The organism is Burkholderia metallica (assembly GCF_001718555.1).
GTDB lineage: Bacteria > Pseudomonadota > Gammaproteobacteria > Burkholderiales > Burkholderiaceae > Burkholderia > Burkholderia metallica.
In genome coordinates this window covers 493,064-512,389 of record NZ_CP013402.1, presented here as the reverse complement: position 1 = coordinate 512,389, position 19,326 = coordinate 493,064, and the positions used below count along the sequence as shown (strand labels likewise).

The following is a 19,326-nucleotide window of genomic DNA, read 5'->3' as shown; positions in this document are numbered from 1 at the left end:
CGCCAGTGCCGTATCGGCACGCGGCGGCCGCACGGCTCAATCGTCGTCGACGTGCTTGTCGACCAGATGGCGGCCGCGCTCGACGCCCGCGCGCAGCGCTTCGCTCTCGGTCATCCAGTCGGGGCCGTCGGCCGCCGGCACGCGCAGCTCGCCGCGCGCGTCGCCGACCACCACCTGCACGTCGTGGCGCCACGCGCCGCTGGCGTTGCGCCCCGCCCACACGCGTATCTCGTGCCCGCGATACAGGTCGCGGATCTGTGCATCCTGTCGATTTTGCACGGTGGTCTCCTGTACCCGTCTGCAATGACGATGCAAAAAATGCGCGCCGCATGATCGCCGCGCGCCCGTGCGCCCGGTGCGCACGCGCCGTGCCCGGTACTCGCCGCCCGGCACGCCGTTTGCGCGACGCTTGCGTGTCGAACCGCCGCCGGCACGCGCCGCGAGCCCGCGATACGGTTCACTCCCCTGCAACCGGACGACGATCGGCGCATCGACGCCTGCCCGGCTCGCGGATCGAACGTCGCCTCTTCGCCAAGGAGCCTCGTGTGAATCAAACGACCGATCTGCTCTCCTATCTCGTGACGAGCCAGCTTGCCGCGCGCATGCGCTCCGGCGCATGGCCCACGACCGGTCAGGTCGTCGATGCGCAGCGCGCGTGGCTCGCGTGCCATCACGCCGAATGCGGATGGCTTGCGCGGGTCAGGATCGCGGACGCATCCGCGACGATCGCGCAAGGGATCTACGACATCGCGGTCGCGAACCGCGATCCCGACAGCGGCAACCACGGGCGGCTCGATGCCGACTCGCCGGAACTGCACGCGCTGCGCGAACGCTGCGATGCACTATTACAGCGCATCGACGCCGACCGGGACTTCGGCCCGCGATGACCGCGCGGTCCCGAATCGTGTAAAAACGACAGTCCGTTGGGGTCGGCATCCCGCGCAGGCCCCGCCGCGCGGGAAATCGGCCGGCAGGCACGTGCGTTGCGGTGGACAGAAGTCATCGACCGCCGCCCTACGCGCCACGCCATGGATTCCACGTCACCCTTCGCTCCGCACCTCTATTTCTGCGACGCCCGCCTCGTCGGCCCGCTCGACATATGGCCGCAGACGTTCGCGCATATCGCGGGCATGGGTTTCGATCACGTGCTGGTCGGTGCCTTCTGGGCCGCGAGCGTCGCCGGCTTTCCGCGCCACGTGGCCGATTTCCGGCGTCCGGCCCAATCGTTCGCGACCCGCGCGAGCGCGCTCGAAACCTTCGCGCGGCTCGCGCAACTCGCGCAGGGTCACGGGCTGCGGCTGCTGCTCGAAGTCGTCCCCGAGCGCATCGCGCGCGAAAACCCGCTGCGCGCCGAGCACCCTGGCTGGTACGTCGAGCGCGCGCACGACGATGCGCTGATCGACCCGCGCGGCACCGCGCATGCGATGGATGTCGCGCACGCGAATCTCGACGACGACGCGGCGCGCGACGCGCTGTCCGCGTGGTGGTGCAAGCACCTCGCCGCATTCGCCGACGCCGGCGCGGCCGGTTTCCTCATCGACGCACCGCATCACCTGCCGCCCGACTGGTGGCCCGGCTGGCGGGCGGCGCTGCGCCGTGCGCGCTCCGACGTCGCGCTGCTCGCGGGCGTGCCCGGCCATGCGCGCGACGCGCTCGCGCGGCTCGAAGGCGCCGGGTTCGACGCGGTGTTCTCGTCGGCGCGCTGGTGGGACCTGCGCGCACCGTGGTTCGTCGACGAACACCGGCTGCTGCGGCGCATCGGCTCGCCGATCGCGTTTCCCGACGCGTTCGACGGCCCGCGCGTCGCCGACGACTGGCCCGACGCGCCCGACGACACCGTCGCCCGCGCGTATCACCGCGCGCTGTGGACGGCCTCGGCCGTCGGCACCGGCTGGCTCGTGCCGATGGGCTTCGAGCGCGGCGTCACGGTACCGCTGATGGCGCGCGACGCGGATGCCGCGCGCTACCGTGCCGCATTCGAGCGTGCGCGTTTCGACCTGTCGGGTGCGATCGCCGAGGCGAACGCGTGGCGCCGCGCCACGCGCGTCGCGGCGGCCCGCGGCGAAATCGCGCAACTGAGCGGGCCGGGCGCGGCCGCGACCACGCTGCTGCGCGGCACGGGGCCGTCGCTCGAACACGACGACGCGGCGCTGCTGATCGCGCTGAATCCCGATCTCGACGCCGCCGCGGCGGTCGACCCCGCGACGATCCTGCCCGGCGTGCCGGGAGAATTCACACGTGTCGTCACGCGCGACGGCGCGCAGACCGCGCTCGAACCGTTCACGCTCGAACCCGGCGGCTATGCATTGCTGGATGCGCGGCGGGCGCCGCCCGTCACGACACGCCCCGACGCCGCGCGCGAGGGCAATACGCTGTCGGCGGCGCTCGCGGCCGACCGGATCGCGATCGAGCGCGTCGAGCCGTCGGTCGACGGCGGCCGCTTCGCGGTGAAGCGCGTGATCGGCGAGACGTTCGTTGTCCACGCATCGATCTTCAGCGACGGCCACGCGCATCTCGCGGCCGTCCTGCAATGGCGCGCGGCCGGCGAAGACTGGCGCGAAATCCCGTTCGAAGCCGAACCGAACGATCGCTGGCATGCGCGCGTCGTGCTCGACCGGCTCGGCCGTCACGAATTCCGCGTGATCGCGTGGCGCGACGACTGGGCGTCGCTCGTCGACGACGTCGCGAAGAAGCATGCGGCAGGCCAGGACGTGACGCTCGAATTGCGCGAGGCGCAACTGCTGCTCGCGACCGCGCTCAAGCGCGCCGATCCGCTCGATGCGCGCGCGCTCACGCAAATGAAACGGCTCGTCGCCGAGTTCAAGGACGCGCCGGCCGATGCGCGCCGCGCGCTGCTCGCGGCGCCGCAGCTCGCCGATGCGTTCGCGGCGCTGCGCTACCGGCCGTTCGTCACCCACGATGAAACCTGCTACCCGGTCGACGTCGAACGCCGCGCGGCGCGCTTCTCGAGCTGGTACGAAATGTTTCCGCGCTCGGCGAGCGACGATCCGCATCGGCACGGCACGTTCGACGACGTGATCGCGCACCTGCCGCGCATCCGCGACATGGGTTTCGACGTGCTGTATTTCCCGCCGATCCATCCGATCGGCACGACCGCGCGCAAAGGGCGCAACAACAGCCTGACGGCCGGCCCCGACGACGTGGGCAGCCCGTACGCGATCGGCTCGCCCGACGGCGGCCACACGGCCGTGCATCCGCAGCTCGGCACGCTCGAATCGTTCTGCGCGCTGGTCGATGCCGCGCGCGGCCACGGGCTCGAGATCGCGCTCGACTTCGCGATCCAGTGCTCGCCCGATCACCCGTGGCTCGCCGCGCATCCGGGCTGGTTCGCGTGGCGCCCCGACGGCTCGCTGCGCTTCGCTGAGAATCCGCCGAAGCGCTACCAGGACATCGTGAACCCCGATTTCTATGCACCGGACGCGCTGCCCGACCTGTGGCTCGCGCTGCGCGACGCCGTGCTGTTCTGGGTGGAAGCCGGTGTGCGGATCTTCCGCGTCGACAACCCGCACACGAAGCCGCTGCCGTTCTGGGCGTGGATGATCGACGACGTGCGCGGCCGGCATCCGGACGTCGTGTTCCTGTCCGAAGCGTTCACGCGGCCGGGCATGATGTATCGGCTCGCGAAGGTCGGCTTCTCGCAGTCGTACACGTACTTCACGTGGCGCGAGTCGAAACGCGAATTCATCGACTACCTGACCGAACTGACGACCGGCCCCGCACGCGAATTCTTCCGGCCGAACTTCTTCGTCAACACGCCCGACATCAACCCGCGCCACCTGCAGAACGCGCCGCGCACGCAGTTCGTGATCCGCGCGGCGCTCGCGGCGACGCTCGCCGGGTCGTGGGGCATGTACTCGGGCTTCGAGCTCGGCGAATCGGCGCCACTGCCGGACAGCGAGGAATACGCAAACGCGGAGAAATACGAACTGCGTGCCCGCGACTGGAGCAAGGCCGCGCACATCGGCGCCGAGATCGCGCGGCTGAACCGCGCGCGGCGCGCGCACCCGGCGCTGCAGACGCATCTGGGCGTCACGTTCGTCGACGCGGACAACGACGCGGTGCTCGTGTTCGTGAAGGCGACGCCGGCGTACGACAGCGTGGTCGTGGTCGCGATCAGCACCGACCCGTGGAATCCGCAGGTCGCGAACTTCACGCTCGATGCGTCGCTGTGGCGCGGGCTGGGGCTCGTGGACGGCGAACCGCTCGACGCGCTCGAACAGGACGCCGCGCATGCGCAGACCTGGCGCGGGCATCGCCAGTACGTGTCGCTCGACCCGCACGTGCGGCCGTATGCGATCTGGCGGCTCACGCCGTCTCCAGGCGCCGCGCGGGTGGCGGCGCCAGAACCGGGCGCCGCCCGGCCACCTTCGGGAGCGCATGGATGATGAAACGCGAAGATTCCCTCGACGACGTGCGCCGCGCGCAGTTTTCGTCGCTCGCACCGGCCGGCGCGGCGCGCCGCCGCCGCGCCCGCCGCCGCGCGCCGGCGCTCTGCGCGGACGATCCGCTGTGGTACAAGGACGCGATCATCTACCAGGTGCACGTGAAGTCGTTCTACGACTCGAACAACGACGGCATCGGCGACTTCCCCGGCCTGATCGCGAAGCTCGACTACATCGCCGAACTCGGCGTCGACACGGTCTGGCTGCTGCCGTTCTACCCGTCGCCGCGCCGCGACGACGGCTACGACATCGCCGACTACCGCGACGTGCATCCCGACTACGGCACGCTCGCCGACGTGCGGCGCTTCATCCGCGAAGCCCATGCGCGCGGCATCCGCGTGATCACCGAGCTCGTGATCAACCACACGTCGGACCAGCATCCGTGGTTCCAGCGCGCGCGCCGCGCGAAGCCCGGCTCCGCGTATCGCGACTACTACGTGTGGTCCGACACCGACACGAAATACGCGGACACGCGGATCATCTTCCTCGACACCGAAACGTCGAACTGGACCTACGACCCGGTCGCCGGCCAGTATTACTGGCACCGCTTCTATTCGCACCAGCCGGACCTGAACTTCGACAATCCGGCCGTGGTGCGCGAGGTGTTGCAGGTGATGCGCTTCTGGCTCGACCTCGGTATCGACGGGCTGCGGCTCGACGCGGTGCCGTATCTCGTCGAGCGCGAAGGCACGAACAACGAGAACCTGCCCGAGACGCACGCGATCCTGAAGCAGATCCGCGCGACGATCGATGCCGAATATCCGAACCGGATGCTGCTCGCCGAAGCGAACCAGTGGCCGGAAGACGTGCAGGAGTATTTCGGCGACGAGAACGAATGCCACATGGCGTTCCACTTCCCGCTGATGCCGCGCATCTATATGTCGATCGCGAGCGAGGACCGCTTCCCGATCGTCGACATCATGCGCCAGACGCCGGCGCTCGCGCCGAGCAACCAGTGGGCCGTGTTCCTGCGCAACCACGACGAGCTGACGCTCGAGATGGTGACCGACTCCGAGCGCGACCTGCTGTGGCAGACCTATGCGAGCGACCGGCGCGCGCGGCTGAACCTCGGCATCCGGCGCCGGCTCGCGCCGCTGATGGAACGCGACCGGCGCCGCATCGAGCTGATCAACTCGCTGCTGCTGTCGATGCCCGGCACGCCGGTGATCTACTACGGCGACGAGATCGGGATGGGCGACAACATCCACCTCGGCGACCGCGACGGCGTGCGTACACCCATGCAGTGGTCGTCGGACCGCAACGGCGGCTTCTCGCGCGCCGATCCCGAAATGCTCGTGCTGCCGCCGGTGATGGGTTCGCTGTACGGCTACGACGCGATCAACGTCGAGGCGCAGACGCGCGACCCGCATTCGCTGCTGAACTGGACGCGCCGCATCCTCGCGACGCGCCGCGCGTCGCAGGCGTTCGGGCGCGGCACGATCCGCTTCCTGCGCCCGGAGAACCGCAAGGTGCTCGCGTACCTGCGCGAGCTGGACGGCCACGATCCGCTGCTGTGCGTCGCGAACCTGTCACGCGCGTCGCAGGCGGTCGAGCTCGACCTGTCCGGATTCGCGGGCCGCGTGCCGATCGAGATGACGTCGGATTCGCCGTTTCCGCCGATCGGCCAGCTCCCGTATCTGCTCACCTTTCCGCCGTACGGATTCCTCTGGTTCGTGCTCGCCGAGCACGGCCGCGAGCCGTCGTGGCGGCAGCCGCATGCGGAGCCGCTGCCCGAGTACGTGACGCTCGTGATGCGGCGCGGCGACATGCGGCCGGACGTGTCGCAACTGCACGCGCTCGCGCACGATGCGCTCGCGTCGTGGCTCGCGCGCCGGCGCTGGTTCGCGTCGAAGGATCGCGCGATCGGCGACGCGTGGCTGAACGTCGTCACGCCGGTGCCGGACGAACCGTTCCAGTACGCGGAGGCGTGGGTATCCGCGAGCGACGGCGGCGTCGAACGCTACGTCGTGCCGCTCGCGACCGCGTGGGGCGGCGAGACCTCGCACCCGCTGTTCGCGCAGCTCGCGCTGGCGCGCGTGCGGCGCGGCCATACGGTCGGCTACCTGACCGACGCGTTCGCGCTGCCCGCGTTCGCGCACGGGATGCTGCGCAAGCTGCGCGACGGCGCGACGGTGCCCACGTCCGACGGCGGGCGGCTCGCGTTCCTGCCGGAAGACGCGCTCGCCGCGCTCGACCCGGGCGACGACGCGGAAGTGCGCTGGCTCGCGGCCGAGCAGAGCAACAGCTCGCTCGTGATCGGCGACGCGATCGTGCTGAAACTCGTGCGTAAGGTCGCGCACGGCATTCATCCGGAAGCGGAAATGAGCCGTCACCTGACGCGCATCGGTTATGCAAATACCGCGACGCTCGCCGGCGAAGTCGTGCACGTCGATCCGGACGGCAACCCGCATACGGTCGCGATCCTGCAGCGCTACGTCGACAACCAGGGCGACGCGTGGACGCGCTCGTTCGACTTCCTGCGGCGTGCGATCGACGAACTCGCGCTGCCGGCCGCGGACGACGATGCCGCCGCCGAAGCGAGCGCGCAATCCGATGCGCTGCTCGGCTATGCGGCGTTCGCGGGCATCGTCGGCACGCGGCTCGGGCAACTGCACGTCGCGCTCGCGCAGCCGTCCGACGATCCCGCGTTCGCGCCGGAGCGCGCGACGCCCGATCACGTCGACGGCTGGTGCATGGATGCGATCGCATCGTTCGAGCGCGCGCTCGACGTGCTGCACACGCGGCTCGATTCGCTCGAGCCCGCGACCCGCGCGTCGGCCGACGCGTTGCTCGCATCGCGCGACGCGGCCGTGCGGGCGATCGGCGAACTCGTGCCGCGCACGCTCGACGCGCAATGCACGCGGATTCACGGCGATTTCCATCTCGGCCAGGTGCTCGACGTGCAGGGCGACGCGCTGCTGATCGACTTCGAAGGCGAACCCGCGCGCCCGCTCGCGCGGCGCCGCTCGAAGTCGCATCCGCTGCGCGACGTGGCCGGCCTGCTGCGTTCGCTGTCGTACGTCGGCGCGACCGCGCAGATCGCGATCGAGAAAGCGCCGCAGCAGGCGGCCGACCGCAAGCGCGCGCTGTTCGACCGCTTCGGGCAGGCCGCCGCCGACCGTTTCGTCGAATGCTATCGCGCGGCGGCCGACCTCGCGCCCGCCCGTTTCGTCGATCCGCGCTACGCGGATCGCCTGCTCGCGCTGTTCCTGATCGACAAGGCATCGTACGAGCTGTGTTACGAGGCCGCGAACCGGCCCGACTGGCTGAGCGTGCCGGTCGGCGGGCTCGCGGCGCTGGTCGAGCGCCTGCTGGGCGACGGCGGCCGCCCCGAAGACGGAGAGACCCGATGACCGACACGCTGTTCGAACGCGCCGATATCGACGCGCTGCTCGCCGGCCGCCATCCCGACCCGTTCGCGTGCCTCGGCCCGCACGAGCAGGCCGACCGGCTCGTCGTCCGCGCGCTGCTGCCCGGCGCCGAACGCGTGCGCGCGCTGGCGCCGGACGGCAGCGAACTCGGTGCGCTCGCGTGCATCGACCGCGCCGGCTGCTTCGCGGGGACGATCGCGCACGACGGCGGCACGCCCCGCTACCTGCTTGCGATCGACTGGCCGGACGCGCACCAGGTGACCGACGATGCGTATGCATTCGGCACGCTGCTCGACGAAGCGGCGCTCGCGCGCTTCTCGGCCGGCGACCCGGCCGCCGTGCTCGACTGCCTCGGCGCGACGCCCGTGCGCATCGGCGACACCGACGGCGTGCGCTTCGCGGTCTGGGCGCCGAACGCGCAGCGCGTGTCGGTGGTCGGCGACTTCAACGCATGGGACGGCCGCCGCCACCCGATGCGGCTGCGGCGGCCGTCGGGCGTGTGGGAACTGTTCGTGCCGGGCATCGGCGCGGGCGAGCGCTACAAGTTCGAGCTGCGCGCGGCCGACGGGCGCGTGCTGCCGCACAAGGCCGACCCGTGCGCGCGCGCGACCGAAGCGCCGCCGCGCACCGCGTCGGTCGTCGCCGACGTCGCGGCGCTCGACGCGTTCGCGTGGCACGACGAAGGCTGGATGCACGCACGACCGCGCAACGACCGCTACCGCGTGCCGTGGTCGATCTACGAGGTGCATGCGGAATCGTGGCTACGCATTCCCGAGGAGATGGAGCGCAGCGCGACGTGGGACGAACTGGCCGAGCGACTGATTCCGTACGTGCGGGGCATGGGCTTTACGCACGTCGAGTTCATGCCGATCGCCGAGTACCCGTTCGGCGGCTCGTGGGGCTACCAGCCGCTCGCGCAGTTCGCGCCGTCCGCACGCTTCGGGCCGGTCGACGGCTTCGCGCGGTTCGTCGATCGCGCGCACGCGGCCGGCATCGGCGTGATCGTCGACTGGGTGCCCGCGCACTTCCCCGACGATCCGCACGGGCTCGCGCAGTTCGACGGCAGCGCGCTCTACGAGCATGCGGACCCGCGCGAGGGCATGCATCCCGACTGGCACACGTGCGTGTTCAACGTCGGACGCACCGAGGTCGGCGCGTTCCTCGTCGCGTCCGCGCTCGCGTGGGCGCGCCGCTATCACGTCGACGGCATCCGCGTCGACGCGGTCGCGTCGATGCTGTACCGCGACTACTCGCGCGCCGAAGGCGAATGGGTGCCGAACGTGTACGGCGGCCGCGAAAACCTCGAATCGGTCGCGTTCCTGCGGATGCTGAACGACACGCTGCACGGTACGGCCGCGCCGGCCGGCGTCGTCACCGTCGCGGAGGAATCGACCGCGTGGCCGGGCGTCACCGCGCCGACCGGCGACGGCGGCCTCGGCTTCGACTTCAAGTGGAACATGGGCTGGATGCACGACACGCTCGCATATCTGCACGAAGATCCGATCCACCGCCGCTATCACCACGACCGGATGACGTTCGGGCTCGTGTACGCGTTCTCGGAGCGTTTCGTGCTGCCGCTGTCGCACGACGAAGTGGTGCACGGCAAGGGCTCGCTCGTCGCGAAGATGCCCGGCGACGCCTGGCAGCGGCTTGCGACGCTGCGCGCGTATTTCGGCTTCATGTGGGCGCACCCCGGCAAGAAGCTGCTGTTCATGGGCAGCGAATTCGCGCAATGGGCCGAGTTCGCGCACGATGCGACGCCGCACTGGGATTTGCTCGACGCCCCCGCGCATCGCGGGGTGCAGCGGCTCGTGCGCGACCTGAACCGCGCGTATGCGGCCGAGCCGGCGCTGCATGCCCTCGACTGCCACGCGGCCGGGTTCTCCTGGCTGATCGGCGACGACCGCGACAACAGCGTGTTCGCGTTCGCGCGGCGCGACGACACGGGGCGCCTCGTCGTCGCCGTCTGCAACTTCACGCCCGTGCCGCGCGCCGGCTACCGCCTCGGGCTGCCCGCGCCCGGCCACTGGCGCGAACTGATGAACACCGATGCCGCGTCGTACGGCGGCACCAACGCCGGCAACGACGGCGCCGTGTGGGCCGAAGCCGTGCCCGCGCACGGCGAAGCGTGGTCGGCGACCTTGCGCCTGCCGCCGCTCGCGACGCTGTGGCTCACTCCCGCTTGATCACCCGCGCCTTCGACACGGAGATCCGCCCCATGCCGACCGCCCTGCCCACCCGTCTCGAATCCGGCCGAAGCTACCCGCTCGGCGCGACCTGGGACGGCCTTGGGACCAACTTCGCGGTATTTTCCGCGCACGCGCATCGCATCCAGCTGTGCGTGTTCGATCCGACCGGCCGCAAGGAACTCGCGCGCCTCGACCTGCCCGAATGCACCGACGAGGTGTGGCACGGCTACCTGCCCAACGCGCATCCCGGTACCGTGTACGGGTTTCGCGCGGACGGTCCGTATCAGCCGCAGCACGGCCACCGCTTCAATCCGACCAAGCTGCTGCTCGACCCGTACGCGCGCAAGCTGGTCGGCCAGTTCCGCTGGTCGGACGCGCTGTTCGGCTATCGCGTGCATTCGAATCGCGCGGACCTGTCGATGGACCGCCGCGATTCGGCGCCCGCGATGCCCAAGTGCGTGGTGGTCGACGAGGCGTTCGACTGGAGCAACGACCGGCGCCCGCGCGTCGCGTGGCGCAACACGGTGATCTACGAAACGCACGTGCGCGGCGCGTCGATGCGGCGCGCCGGATTGCGCGTGCCGGAACGCGGCACGTTCTCCGCGTTCGCGCATCCGGCGTTCATCGATCATCTGCTGTCGATCGGCGTGACGACCGTCGAACTGCTGCCGATCCATGCGTTCCTGCAGCAGCGCGAGCTCGTGAAACGCGGGCTGCGCAACTATTGGGGCTACGACACCGCTGCATACTTCGCGCCGGAGCCAACCTATCTCGCGACGCGACGGCTCGACGAGATGCGCATCGCGATCCGGCAGTTGCACGCGGCCGGCATCGAGGTCGTGCTCGACGTCGTGTACAACCATACGGCCGAAGGCAATCAGCTCGGCCCGACGCTGTCGTGGCGCGGGCTCGACAACGCGAGCTACTACCGGCTGATGCCGGACGACCCCCGCTATCACGTCGACGAGACGGGCTGCGGCAACACGCTGAACCTGTCGCACCCGCGCGTACTGCAGATGGTGATGGATTCGCTGCGCTACTGGGCCACCGCGTTCAACGTCGACGGCTTTCGCTTCGACCTCGGCGTGACGCTCGGCCGCGAGGACCACGGCTTCGATCCCGGCGCGGGGTTCTTCGACGCGTTGCGGCAGGACCCGGTGCTCTCGCAGCGCAAGCTGATCACCGAACCGTGGGATCTCGGCCTCGGCGGCTACCAGCTCGGCCGCCATCCGCCCGGCTTCGCCGAGTGGAACGACCGCTTTCGCGATACCGTGCGGCGCTTCTGGCGCGGCGACGCGGGCCAGCGGCCGGAACTTGCCGCGCGCCTCGCCGGGTCGGCCGACCTGTTCAACCACCATCGGCGTCATACGTGGGCGTCGGTCAATTTCATCACCGCGCACGACGGCTTCACGCTCGCCGATCTCGTGTCGTATGCGGGCAAGCACAACGACGCGAACGGCGAGGACAACCGCGACGGCCGCGACGACAACTGCAGCGCGAACTGGGGCGTCGAAGGGCCGACCGACGATGAGGCGATCCGCGCGGTGCGCGCACGTGTCGCCCGCTCGATGCTCGCAACGCTGTTCACCGCGCTCGGCACGCCGATGCTGGTCGCGGGCGACGAATTCGGCCGCACGCAGCACGGCAACAACAACGCGTACTGTCAGGACAACGAGCTGTCGTGGCTCGACTGGGATCTCGCGCGCAGCGACGAAGCCGTGACGCTGATGCGCTTCGTGTCGCGGCTCGCCGCGCTGCGGCGCATGTATCCGTCGATGTCCGCGCCGAGCTATCCGTCGGGCGACCGCGACGCGGCGCCGGGCATGGCCGAGATCGGCTGGTTCGACGAGCGCGGCGACGCGCTGACCGTGCCCGCGTGGCAGGACCACGAGCGCCGCGCGCTGACGATGCGGCGCGTCGGCCCGGGCCGCACCGGGCGCACCGAGGCGCTGCTCGTGATGCTGAACGCGTCCGCCGAGACGGTCGTGTTCACGCCGCCCGCGCCGGCGCTCGACTATCGCGTGCTGGTCGACACGGCCACGCCGGACGCCGGCCCGCGTTCGTGGCCGGCCGACGGCCTCGACGTCGCCGCGCACGCGGTCGCGATCGCGGTGGCCGTCGTGCCGGCCGACTGGCCTTCGGGAGACTCGCCATGAGATCACGCTCCGCCCGCCCCGCCGGCACGCATGCGTTCGATGCGTCGTTCGGCGCGACCTGCATCGATGCCGGCCACACGCGCTTCCGGCTGTGGGCGCCCGCGAGCCGCACGGCCGCCGTCGAAATCGACGGCGAAAGCACGTCGGCCGTCGCGATGACCGCGCTCGCCGACGGCTGGTTCGAGGTCGTCGCGCCGTGCGGCCCCGGCACGCTGTATCGCTACCGGCTCGACGGCGAGCTTGGAGTGCCCGATCCCGCATCGCGCTTCCAGCCCGGCGGCGTGCACGGCCCAAGCCAGGTCGTCGATCCCGCTGCATACCGGTGGCGCCACGACGCGTGGCGCGGCCGCCCGTGGCACGAGACGGTGCTGTACGAGCTGCACGTCGGCGCATGCGGCGGCTACGCGAGCGTCGAGCGGCGGCTGCCGGCGATCGCCGCGCTCGGCGTGACCGCGATCGAGCTGATGCCGGTCAACACGTTCCCCGGCACGCGCAACTGGGGCTACGACGGCGTGCTGCCGTTCGCCCCCGCGGCGTCGTACGGGCGGCCCGAGGAACTCAAGGCGCTCGTCGACACCGCGCACGGGCTCGGGTTGCAGGTGTTCCTCGACGTCGTCTACAACCACTTCGGCCCGGACGGCAACCTGCTGTCGCGCTACGCGCCCGCGTTCTTCCGCGCGGACCGACAGACCGCGTGGGGGCCGGCCATCGACTTTTCGCGCGCGCAAACGAGCGCGTTCTTCATCGAGAACGCGCTGTACTGGCTCGACGAATTCCGTTTCGACGGGCTGCGCATCGACGCCGCGCACGCGATCGACGACGATGCGTGGCTGCGCGAGCTCGCGCGCCGCGTGCGCACGTATGCGGGCGACACGCGCCACGTGCATCTCGTCCTGGAGAACGAGCGCAATGCGGCGAGCCTGCTCGGGCCGGGCGGCTTCGACGCGCAATGGAACGACGATTTCCACAACAGCGCGCACGTGCTGCTGACCGGCGAGCGCGACGGCTACTACCGTGCGTACGCGGACGCGCCGCTGCGCCATTTCGCGCGCACGCTCGGCGAGGGCTTCGCGTACCAGGGCGAACCGTCGCCGCTGCACGACGGCGCCGCACGCGGCGAGCCGAGCGCGCACCTGCCGCCGACCGCGTTCGTCGCGTTCCTGCAGAACCACGACCAGATCGGCAACCGCGCGTTCGGCGAGCGGCTGCGCGCGCTCGCGAACGACGACGCGGTGCGCGCGGCGACCGCGCTGCTGCTGCTCGCGCCGTCGATCCCGCTGCTGTTCATGGGCGAGGAAGACGGCAGCACGCAGCCGTTCCAGTTCTTCACCGACTATCGCGGCGCGCTCGCCGACGCGGTGCGCGACGGCAGGCGCCGCGAATTCGCGGCCTTTCCGGCGTTCGCCGATGCCGCGCATCGCGACGCGATTCCCGATCCGAACGACATCGCGACGTTCGTGCGTTCGACGCTGCACGGCAGCAGCGACGAGACCACGCCCGACACCGACGCATGGCGGCGCTTCTACCGCAGCGCACTCGCCGTACGCGCGGCGCTCGTGACGCCGAACCTGCCCGGCGCGCGCGCGCTCGGCGTCGACCTGCTCGCGGGCCAAGGCGACCCGCAGGCGCTCGCCGCGCGCTGGCGCCTCGGCGACGGCAGCACGCTGACGATCGCGTTGAACCTCGGTTCGCACGACGCGGTGCTGCCCGCGCTGCCGGTCGGCAAGATCGTGTTCGAGACGCCGCCGCGCGCGCGCGACCGGCTGCCGGACCTGCGGCTGCCGCCGCGCGCATGCATCGTGTGGCGCGACGGCGAGGTCAACGACGATGCGCGGCGGCACCGCGCGAACGGACAGGAGCGCGCATGACGACCGACGTATCGATCGCCGAACTCGCGCGCGCGGCCGGCCTGGAACCCGACTGGACCGACGCGGGCGGCATCGCGCGGCGGGTGGACGACGACGCGCTCGCCGCGCTCGTCGACGCGCTCGGCTGGCCGTGCGGCACGGCGGCCCAGCGCGTCGCGAGCGCCGCCGCGCTCGCCGACGCAAACGCGGCTGCGCCGCGCATCGTCATCGGCGATGCGGGCCGACCGCTGACATTGCCGGCCGCGCTCGCGCCGCCCGGCGCGCGCTTCCGGATCACGCTCGAAGCGGGCGGGCACGTCGACGGGCACGTGGGCGGCGCCAGCGAACACGGCACGCTGCCGCCGCTCGCGATGCCCGGCTATCACGCGCTCGATGTCGGCAACCAGCGGATCGGCATCACGATCACGCCGCCGCGCCCACCGGCGCCCGACCCGCGCGCGGCGGATGCGGGCGGCCGCTGGGGCATCGCGGCGCAACTCTACAGCCTGCGCCTCACCGGCGACGACGGCGCGGGCGACTACACCGCACTGGCGCGGCTGGCCGCACAGGCGGCACGGCACGGCGCGCACGCGGTGGCGATCAGCCCGACGCACGCCGGCTATCCGGCGCTGCCCGAGCACGACAGCCCGTATTCGCCGTCGTCGCGGCGCTGGCACAACGTCGCGTATCTCGATTGCGACGCGGTGCCGGGCGCCGACGCCGCGCGTCACGCGCCCGGCGCCGCCGACGCGCCGCTGATCGACTGGCCGCACGTGCTGCCGCTGAAGCTGCGGCGCCTACGCGCGTGCTTCGACGCGTGGCGCGCGAGCGACGACCCGTCGCACCGAGCGTTCGAGCGGTTTCGAGCGGCGGGCGGCGCGGCGCTCGACGCCCATGCGCGCTTCGATGCGCTGCAGGCGTTCTGCATCGAGCACGGAGCCGGCGCGGACTGGCGGCACTGGCCGGCGCCGTGGCGCGAGCCGGGGTCGGCCGACGTCGACGCGTTCGCGCACGCCCATGCCGACACGGTCGCGTTCCACACGTACCTGCAATGGTGCGCGTCGCGCGCGCTCGGCGACGCGCAGCACGCGGCGCGCGGCGCGGGCATGGCGACCGGGCTGATCGCCGACCTCGCGGTCGGCTCCGATCGCGCGGGCAGCGATGCGTGGGCGCATCGCGCGATGCTGCTGCGCGGCGTGTCGGTCGGCGCGCCGCCCGACCTGTTCAACGCGGCCGGCCAGGCGTGGGGCGTGACGACCTGGACGCCCGCCGCGCTGCGCGCGGAAGGCTTCGTGCCGTTCGTCGAGCTGCTGCGCGCGGCGTTCGCGCATGCGGGCGGCATCCGCATCGACCACGTGCTCGGCTTCGCGCGGATGTGGATCGTGCCGGACGGCGGCTCGCCGCGCGACGGCGCGTACCTGCGCTATCCGCTCGACGATCTCGTGCGGCTCGTCGCGCTCGAGGCCGCCCGTCATCGTGCGATCGCGATCGGCGAGGATCTCGGCACGGTGCCGGCCGGGTTTCGTGAACGGCTCGGCGCGCAGGGCATCGCCGGGATGCGCGTGCTGTGGTTCGAGCGCGACGCGGACGGTGCGTTCCGGCCGCCGTCGGCATGGGATCGCGACGCGATAGCGATGTCGTCGACCCACGATCTGCCGACCGTCGCCGGCTGGTGGCGCGGCGTCGATCTCGCGTGGCGGCGGATCGCGGCCGACGCCGCGCGGCAATCGGACGACGCGAATGCGCGCAACGTCGGCACGCCAGCGCCGGATGAGGCGGACAAGGCAGACGCGCGCGACCGGGCCCCCCGCGTCGCACGCGCGGCTGACTCGCCTGACACCGCGCCGCGCCCGGAAGGCGGCCCCGTCACGCCGCCGCCCGCCGTCGACCCGGATCTCGTCGCCGCGCAGGTGGCGCGCGCCGCCGACCGCGCGGCGCTGTGGCGCGCATTGCAGCGTGCGGGTTGCGCGCCGCCGGAGGCCGCCGCCCCGCCGGCGGATGCGCCGCCGGTCCGCGCAATACTCGCGTACGTCGCGCGCAGCCCGTCGCCGCTCGCGATCCTGCCGCTCGAGGATCTGCTCGCGCTCGACATGCAGCCGAACCTGCCGGGCCCACCCTGCGGCCATCCGAACTGGCGGCAGCGCGTGCCGCGCGCGGTCGACACGCTGTTCGACGCCGCCGTGCGCGAGCGCATCGCGGCCATCGCGCAGGCACGACGTACGCGGGAGCCCGGCCCATGACGCCGCGCGCGACGCTGCGGCTGCAGCTGCATGCCGGCTTCACGTTCGACGACGCGGCCGCGCACGCCGGCTACTTCGAGCGGCTCGGCGTGAGCCACCTGTACCTGTCGCCGATCGCGACGGCCGAGCCCGGTTCGCGGCACGGCTACGACACCGTCGATTACGGCACGATCAACCCCGAACTCGGCGGCGAAGCCGCTTTCGTGCGGCTCGTCGATGCGCTGCGCGCGCACGGGCTCGGTGTGATCGTCGACATTGTGCCGAACCACATGGGCGTCGGCGGCTCGACGAACGGCTGGTGGAACGACGTGCTCGAATGGGGGCCCGCGAGCGCGTATGCGCATCACTTCGACATCGACTGGCATCCGCCCGACCCGGCGCTCGACGGCAAGGTGCTGCTGCCCTGCCTCGGCATGCCGTACGGCGACGCGCTCGCGGCCGGCGACATCACACTCGGCGCCGATCCGGCCACCGGGCGCTTCTTCGTGTCGTGCCCGGGACGGCGGCTGCCGGTCGCCGCGGCCACCTATGCGGACATCCTGCGCATCGCGAACCGCGCGGACCTGAACGCGCTCGCCGAACGCTTCGACGCCGTGCTGCCGCGCGACAGCGCACGGCTGGCCGCCGCGCACGCGGCGCTGCGCGATCACGCGGCCGCGCAAGGCCCGCATGCGCTCGACGCGGTGTTGCGCGGCGCCGATCCGCGCCGCGCGCGCTCGCGCGCCTGCCTGCACCGGCTGCTCGAACGCCAGCACTACCGGCTCGCGTGGTGGCGCACGGCCGCCGACGAACTGAACTGGCGCCGCTTCTTCGACATCGCGACGCTCGCGGCCGTCCGCATGGACGACGACGCGGTGTTCGACGCCGCCCATGCACTGCCGCTGCGGCTTCATGCGGCCGGATACGTCGACGGCCTCCGGGTCGATCACGTCGACGGTCTCGCCGATCCGCGCGGGTATGGCCGGCGGCTGCATGCGCGACTGGCCGCGCAACGCGACGCGCGACCTTACGTCGTCGTCGAGAAGATCCTCGCGCCCGGCGAGCAGTTGCGCGCCGACTGGGCCGTCGAAGGCACGACCGGCTACGACTTCATGAACGACGTCGGCGCGCTGCTGCACGATCCGGCCGGCGCCGCGCCGCTCGCCGAGCACTGGGCGCACGTGTCGGGGTCGTCGCGCACGTTCGCGCAGGAGGCATGCGACGGCAAGCGGCGCGTGCTGCTGCGCCAGCTCGCCGTCGAGCATGCGCGCGCGGCGCGGGCGCTGCACGGCATCGCGCGCGCGGCGCCCGCGACGCGCGACGTCAGCCTGATCGCGATTCGGCGCGTACTCGGCGAACTCGCGGTGCAGTTGCCGGTATACCGGATGTATCCGGCGCGGGGTGAAGAACCCGCCGACGCCGACCGCCGCGTGCTCGCACAGGCGTACGCAGCCGCGAGCGCGGCCATCGATCCGGCCGATCGGTTCGCGCTGGACCGGGTCGCGACGTGGCTCGGGTTACCGGTCGCGCACATCCCGCGCGCGGACGCCGACGCGCTGCACGCGGCGCGCGTCGCGTTCGCGCAGCTCACCGCGCCGCTGGCCGCGAAGGGCGTCGAGGATACGGCCCACTATCGTTACGGCCGGCTGCTGTCGCGCAACGAGGTCGGCGCCGACGCGGGCGACTTCAGCCTGTCGCGCGGCGCGTTCCATGCGCGCAACCGGCGCCGCGCGCGCACCGTGCCGCACGGGCTCGTCGCCACCGCCACGCACGACCACAAGCGCGGCGAGGATGCGCGTGCGCGTCTGGCCGTGCTCAGTGAAATACCGGACGCGTGGCGCACGGTGTCGCTCGACTGGTCCGCGCTCAATCGGCCGCACCGCGGCGGCGCGCATCGCGACGCCGCGTGGGCGCCGGGGCCGGCCGCCGAGGCGATGCTGTACCAGACGCTCGTCGGCTGCTGGCCGCCCGAACTCGCACCCGAGGATGCGGCCGGGCTCGCGGCGCTCGCCGAACGCGTCGCGCAGTGGCAGACGAAGGCGCTGCGCGAGGCGAAGCGGCACACCGACTGGCTCGCGCCCGATCCGCGCTACGAGCGCGATTGCGACGCGTTCGTCCGCGCGATCCTGACGCCGCGCGGCGCCGGCGATTTCGCGCACCGGCTGCACGCGTTCGTCGCGCGGATCGAGCCGGCCGGCGTCGTCAACAGTCTGACGCAGGCCGTGCTGCGGATGGCGTCGCCCGGTGTGCCCGACCTGTATCAAGGTACCGAGTCATGGGATCACTCGCTCGTCGATCCGGACAATCGCCGCGACGTGCCGTTCGCGGCGCTCGCGGCCGAACGGGTCGATGCGCCGGTCGCGTCGTATCTGGCCGCGTGGGCCGATGCGCGCGTGAAGCGCGCGCTGGTCGAGCGCATGCTGGCGCTGCGCGCGCGGTGGCCGGCGACGTTCGCGGATGGCGCGTACGTACCGCTGCGCGTGCGTGGCCCGCTCGGACGGCATGCGATCGCGTTCGCACGATGTGACGAGGCGGCCGCCGTCGTGGTCGTCGCGACCCGGCTCGCTTGCCGGTGGCTCGGCGAAGCACCCGGGTTGCCGCGCGTCGAACCCGCGCAATGGGGCGATACGGCAGTCGTCCTGCCGCGCGGCATGGATGGGCCCTGGACGGACTGGCTGAACGGGGGAGATACGGGAGATACGGCAGATACGGCAGACGCGATCGACGTGCCGGGACGCGTGCTGCCGCTCGCCCGCTGCCTGGCCACGCTACCCGTCGCGGTGCTGGTGGCCGCGCGCGGGCCGGTCACGCATCGGTGACGTCGGCCTCTTTCGTGTCGTTGCGCTGTACGCACCGCACGAGCGACAGGCCGTCGGCCGTCAGCGCGGGCCGGCGCTCGCCCGATGCGGGGTCGTACTGCATCACGATCAGGTGTCGCTCGACCAGCGCGACGAAGTCCTCGCGGTCGATCTGGATCTGCTCCGGCGCGCGATGCACCAGCAGCAGCGTGGCGAATTCGTGGGCGGACAGCATGCTCGTTCCCCGTTGGCGGCTGCGCGAGATGCGCGCCGGCGCGCAGAC

The 19,326-nt window shown here is 71.9% G+C and carries 10 protein-coding genes; 8 read left to right on the top strand and 2 right to left on the bottom strand.

What is annotated here, in order from left to right; translation table 11 throughout:
• Positions 1–36: 36 nt before the first annotated feature.
• Positions 37–279, bottom strand: a complete 243-nt coding sequence (locus WJ16_RS18180) for a DUF6566 family protein (RefSeq protein ID WP_069258454.1) — start codon at positions 277–279, stop codon at positions 37–39.
• A 323-nt stretch (positions 280–602) separates the two neighbouring features.
• Between WJ16_RS18180 and WJ16_RS18175 the strand changes: the two genes are divergently transcribed.
• From WJ16_RS18175 to treY, 8 genes are all read left to right on the top strand, one after another.
• Positions 603–887: a hypothetical protein gene (locus WJ16_RS18175; RefSeq protein WP_069258789.1), complete on the top strand. Its 285-nt coding sequence runs from the start codon at positions 603–605 to the stop codon at positions 885–887.
• 141 nt (positions 888–1,028) lie between these two features.
• Positions 1,029–4,406 carry a maltotransferase domain-containing protein gene (locus tag WJ16_RS18170; RefSeq protein WP_069258453.1) on the top strand — a complete coding sequence of 1,126 codons (3,378 nt, stop codon included), beginning with the start codon at positions 1,029–1,031 and terminating at the stop codon, positions 4,404–4,406.
• Entirely contained in the window at positions 4,406–7,816 is a 3,411-nt protein-coding gene (gene treS / locus WJ16_RS18165) for a maltose alpha-D-glucosyltransferase (RefSeq protein WP_069258788.1), read from the top strand. The genes WJ16_RS18170 and treS overlap by 1 nt, the downstream gene beginning before the upstream one ends.
• Positions 7,813–10,020, top strand: coding sequence for a 1,4-alpha-glucan branching protein GlgB (glgB, locus tag WJ16_RS18160; protein WP_069258452.1), 2,208 nt, complete (start codon positions 7,813–7,815; stop codon positions 10,018–10,020). Before treS ends, glgB begins: the two co-directional genes overlap by 4 nt.
• A gap of 32 nt (positions 10,021–10,052) precedes the next feature.
• Positions 10,053–12,179, top strand: a complete 2,127-nt coding sequence (gene glgX / locus WJ16_RS18155) for a glycogen debranching protein GlgX (protein WP_069258451.1) — start codon at positions 10,053–10,055, stop codon at positions 12,177–12,179.
• Positions 12,176–14,047, top strand: coding sequence for a malto-oligosyltrehalose trehalohydrolase (treZ, locus tag WJ16_RS18150; protein WP_069258450.1), 1,872 nt, complete (start codon positions 12,176–12,178; stop codon positions 14,045–14,047). The genes glgX and treZ overlap by 4 nt, the downstream gene beginning before the upstream one ends.
• Positions 14,044–16,266, top strand: a complete 2,223-nt coding sequence (malQ, locus tag WJ16_RS18145; RefSeq protein WP_069258449.1) for a 4-alpha-glucanotransferase — start codon at positions 14,044–14,046, stop codon at positions 16,264–16,266. The genes treZ and malQ overlap by 4 nt, the downstream gene beginning before the upstream one ends.
• Entirely contained in the window at positions 16,263–19,064 is a 2,802-nt protein-coding gene (gene treY / locus WJ16_RS18140) for a malto-oligosyltrehalose synthase (RefSeq protein ID WP_069258448.1), read from the top strand. The genes malQ and treY overlap by 4 nt, the downstream gene beginning before the upstream one ends.
• Here the strand turns inward: treY and WJ16_RS18135 are convergent.
• Positions 19,051–19,278, bottom strand: coding sequence for a hypothetical protein (locus WJ16_RS18135; RefSeq protein WP_069258447.1), 228 nt, complete (start codon positions 19,276–19,278; stop codon positions 19,051–19,053). The two genes, treY and WJ16_RS18135, sit on opposite strands and share 14 nt — an antisense overlap.
• Positions 19,279–19,326: the final 48 nt, after the last annotated feature.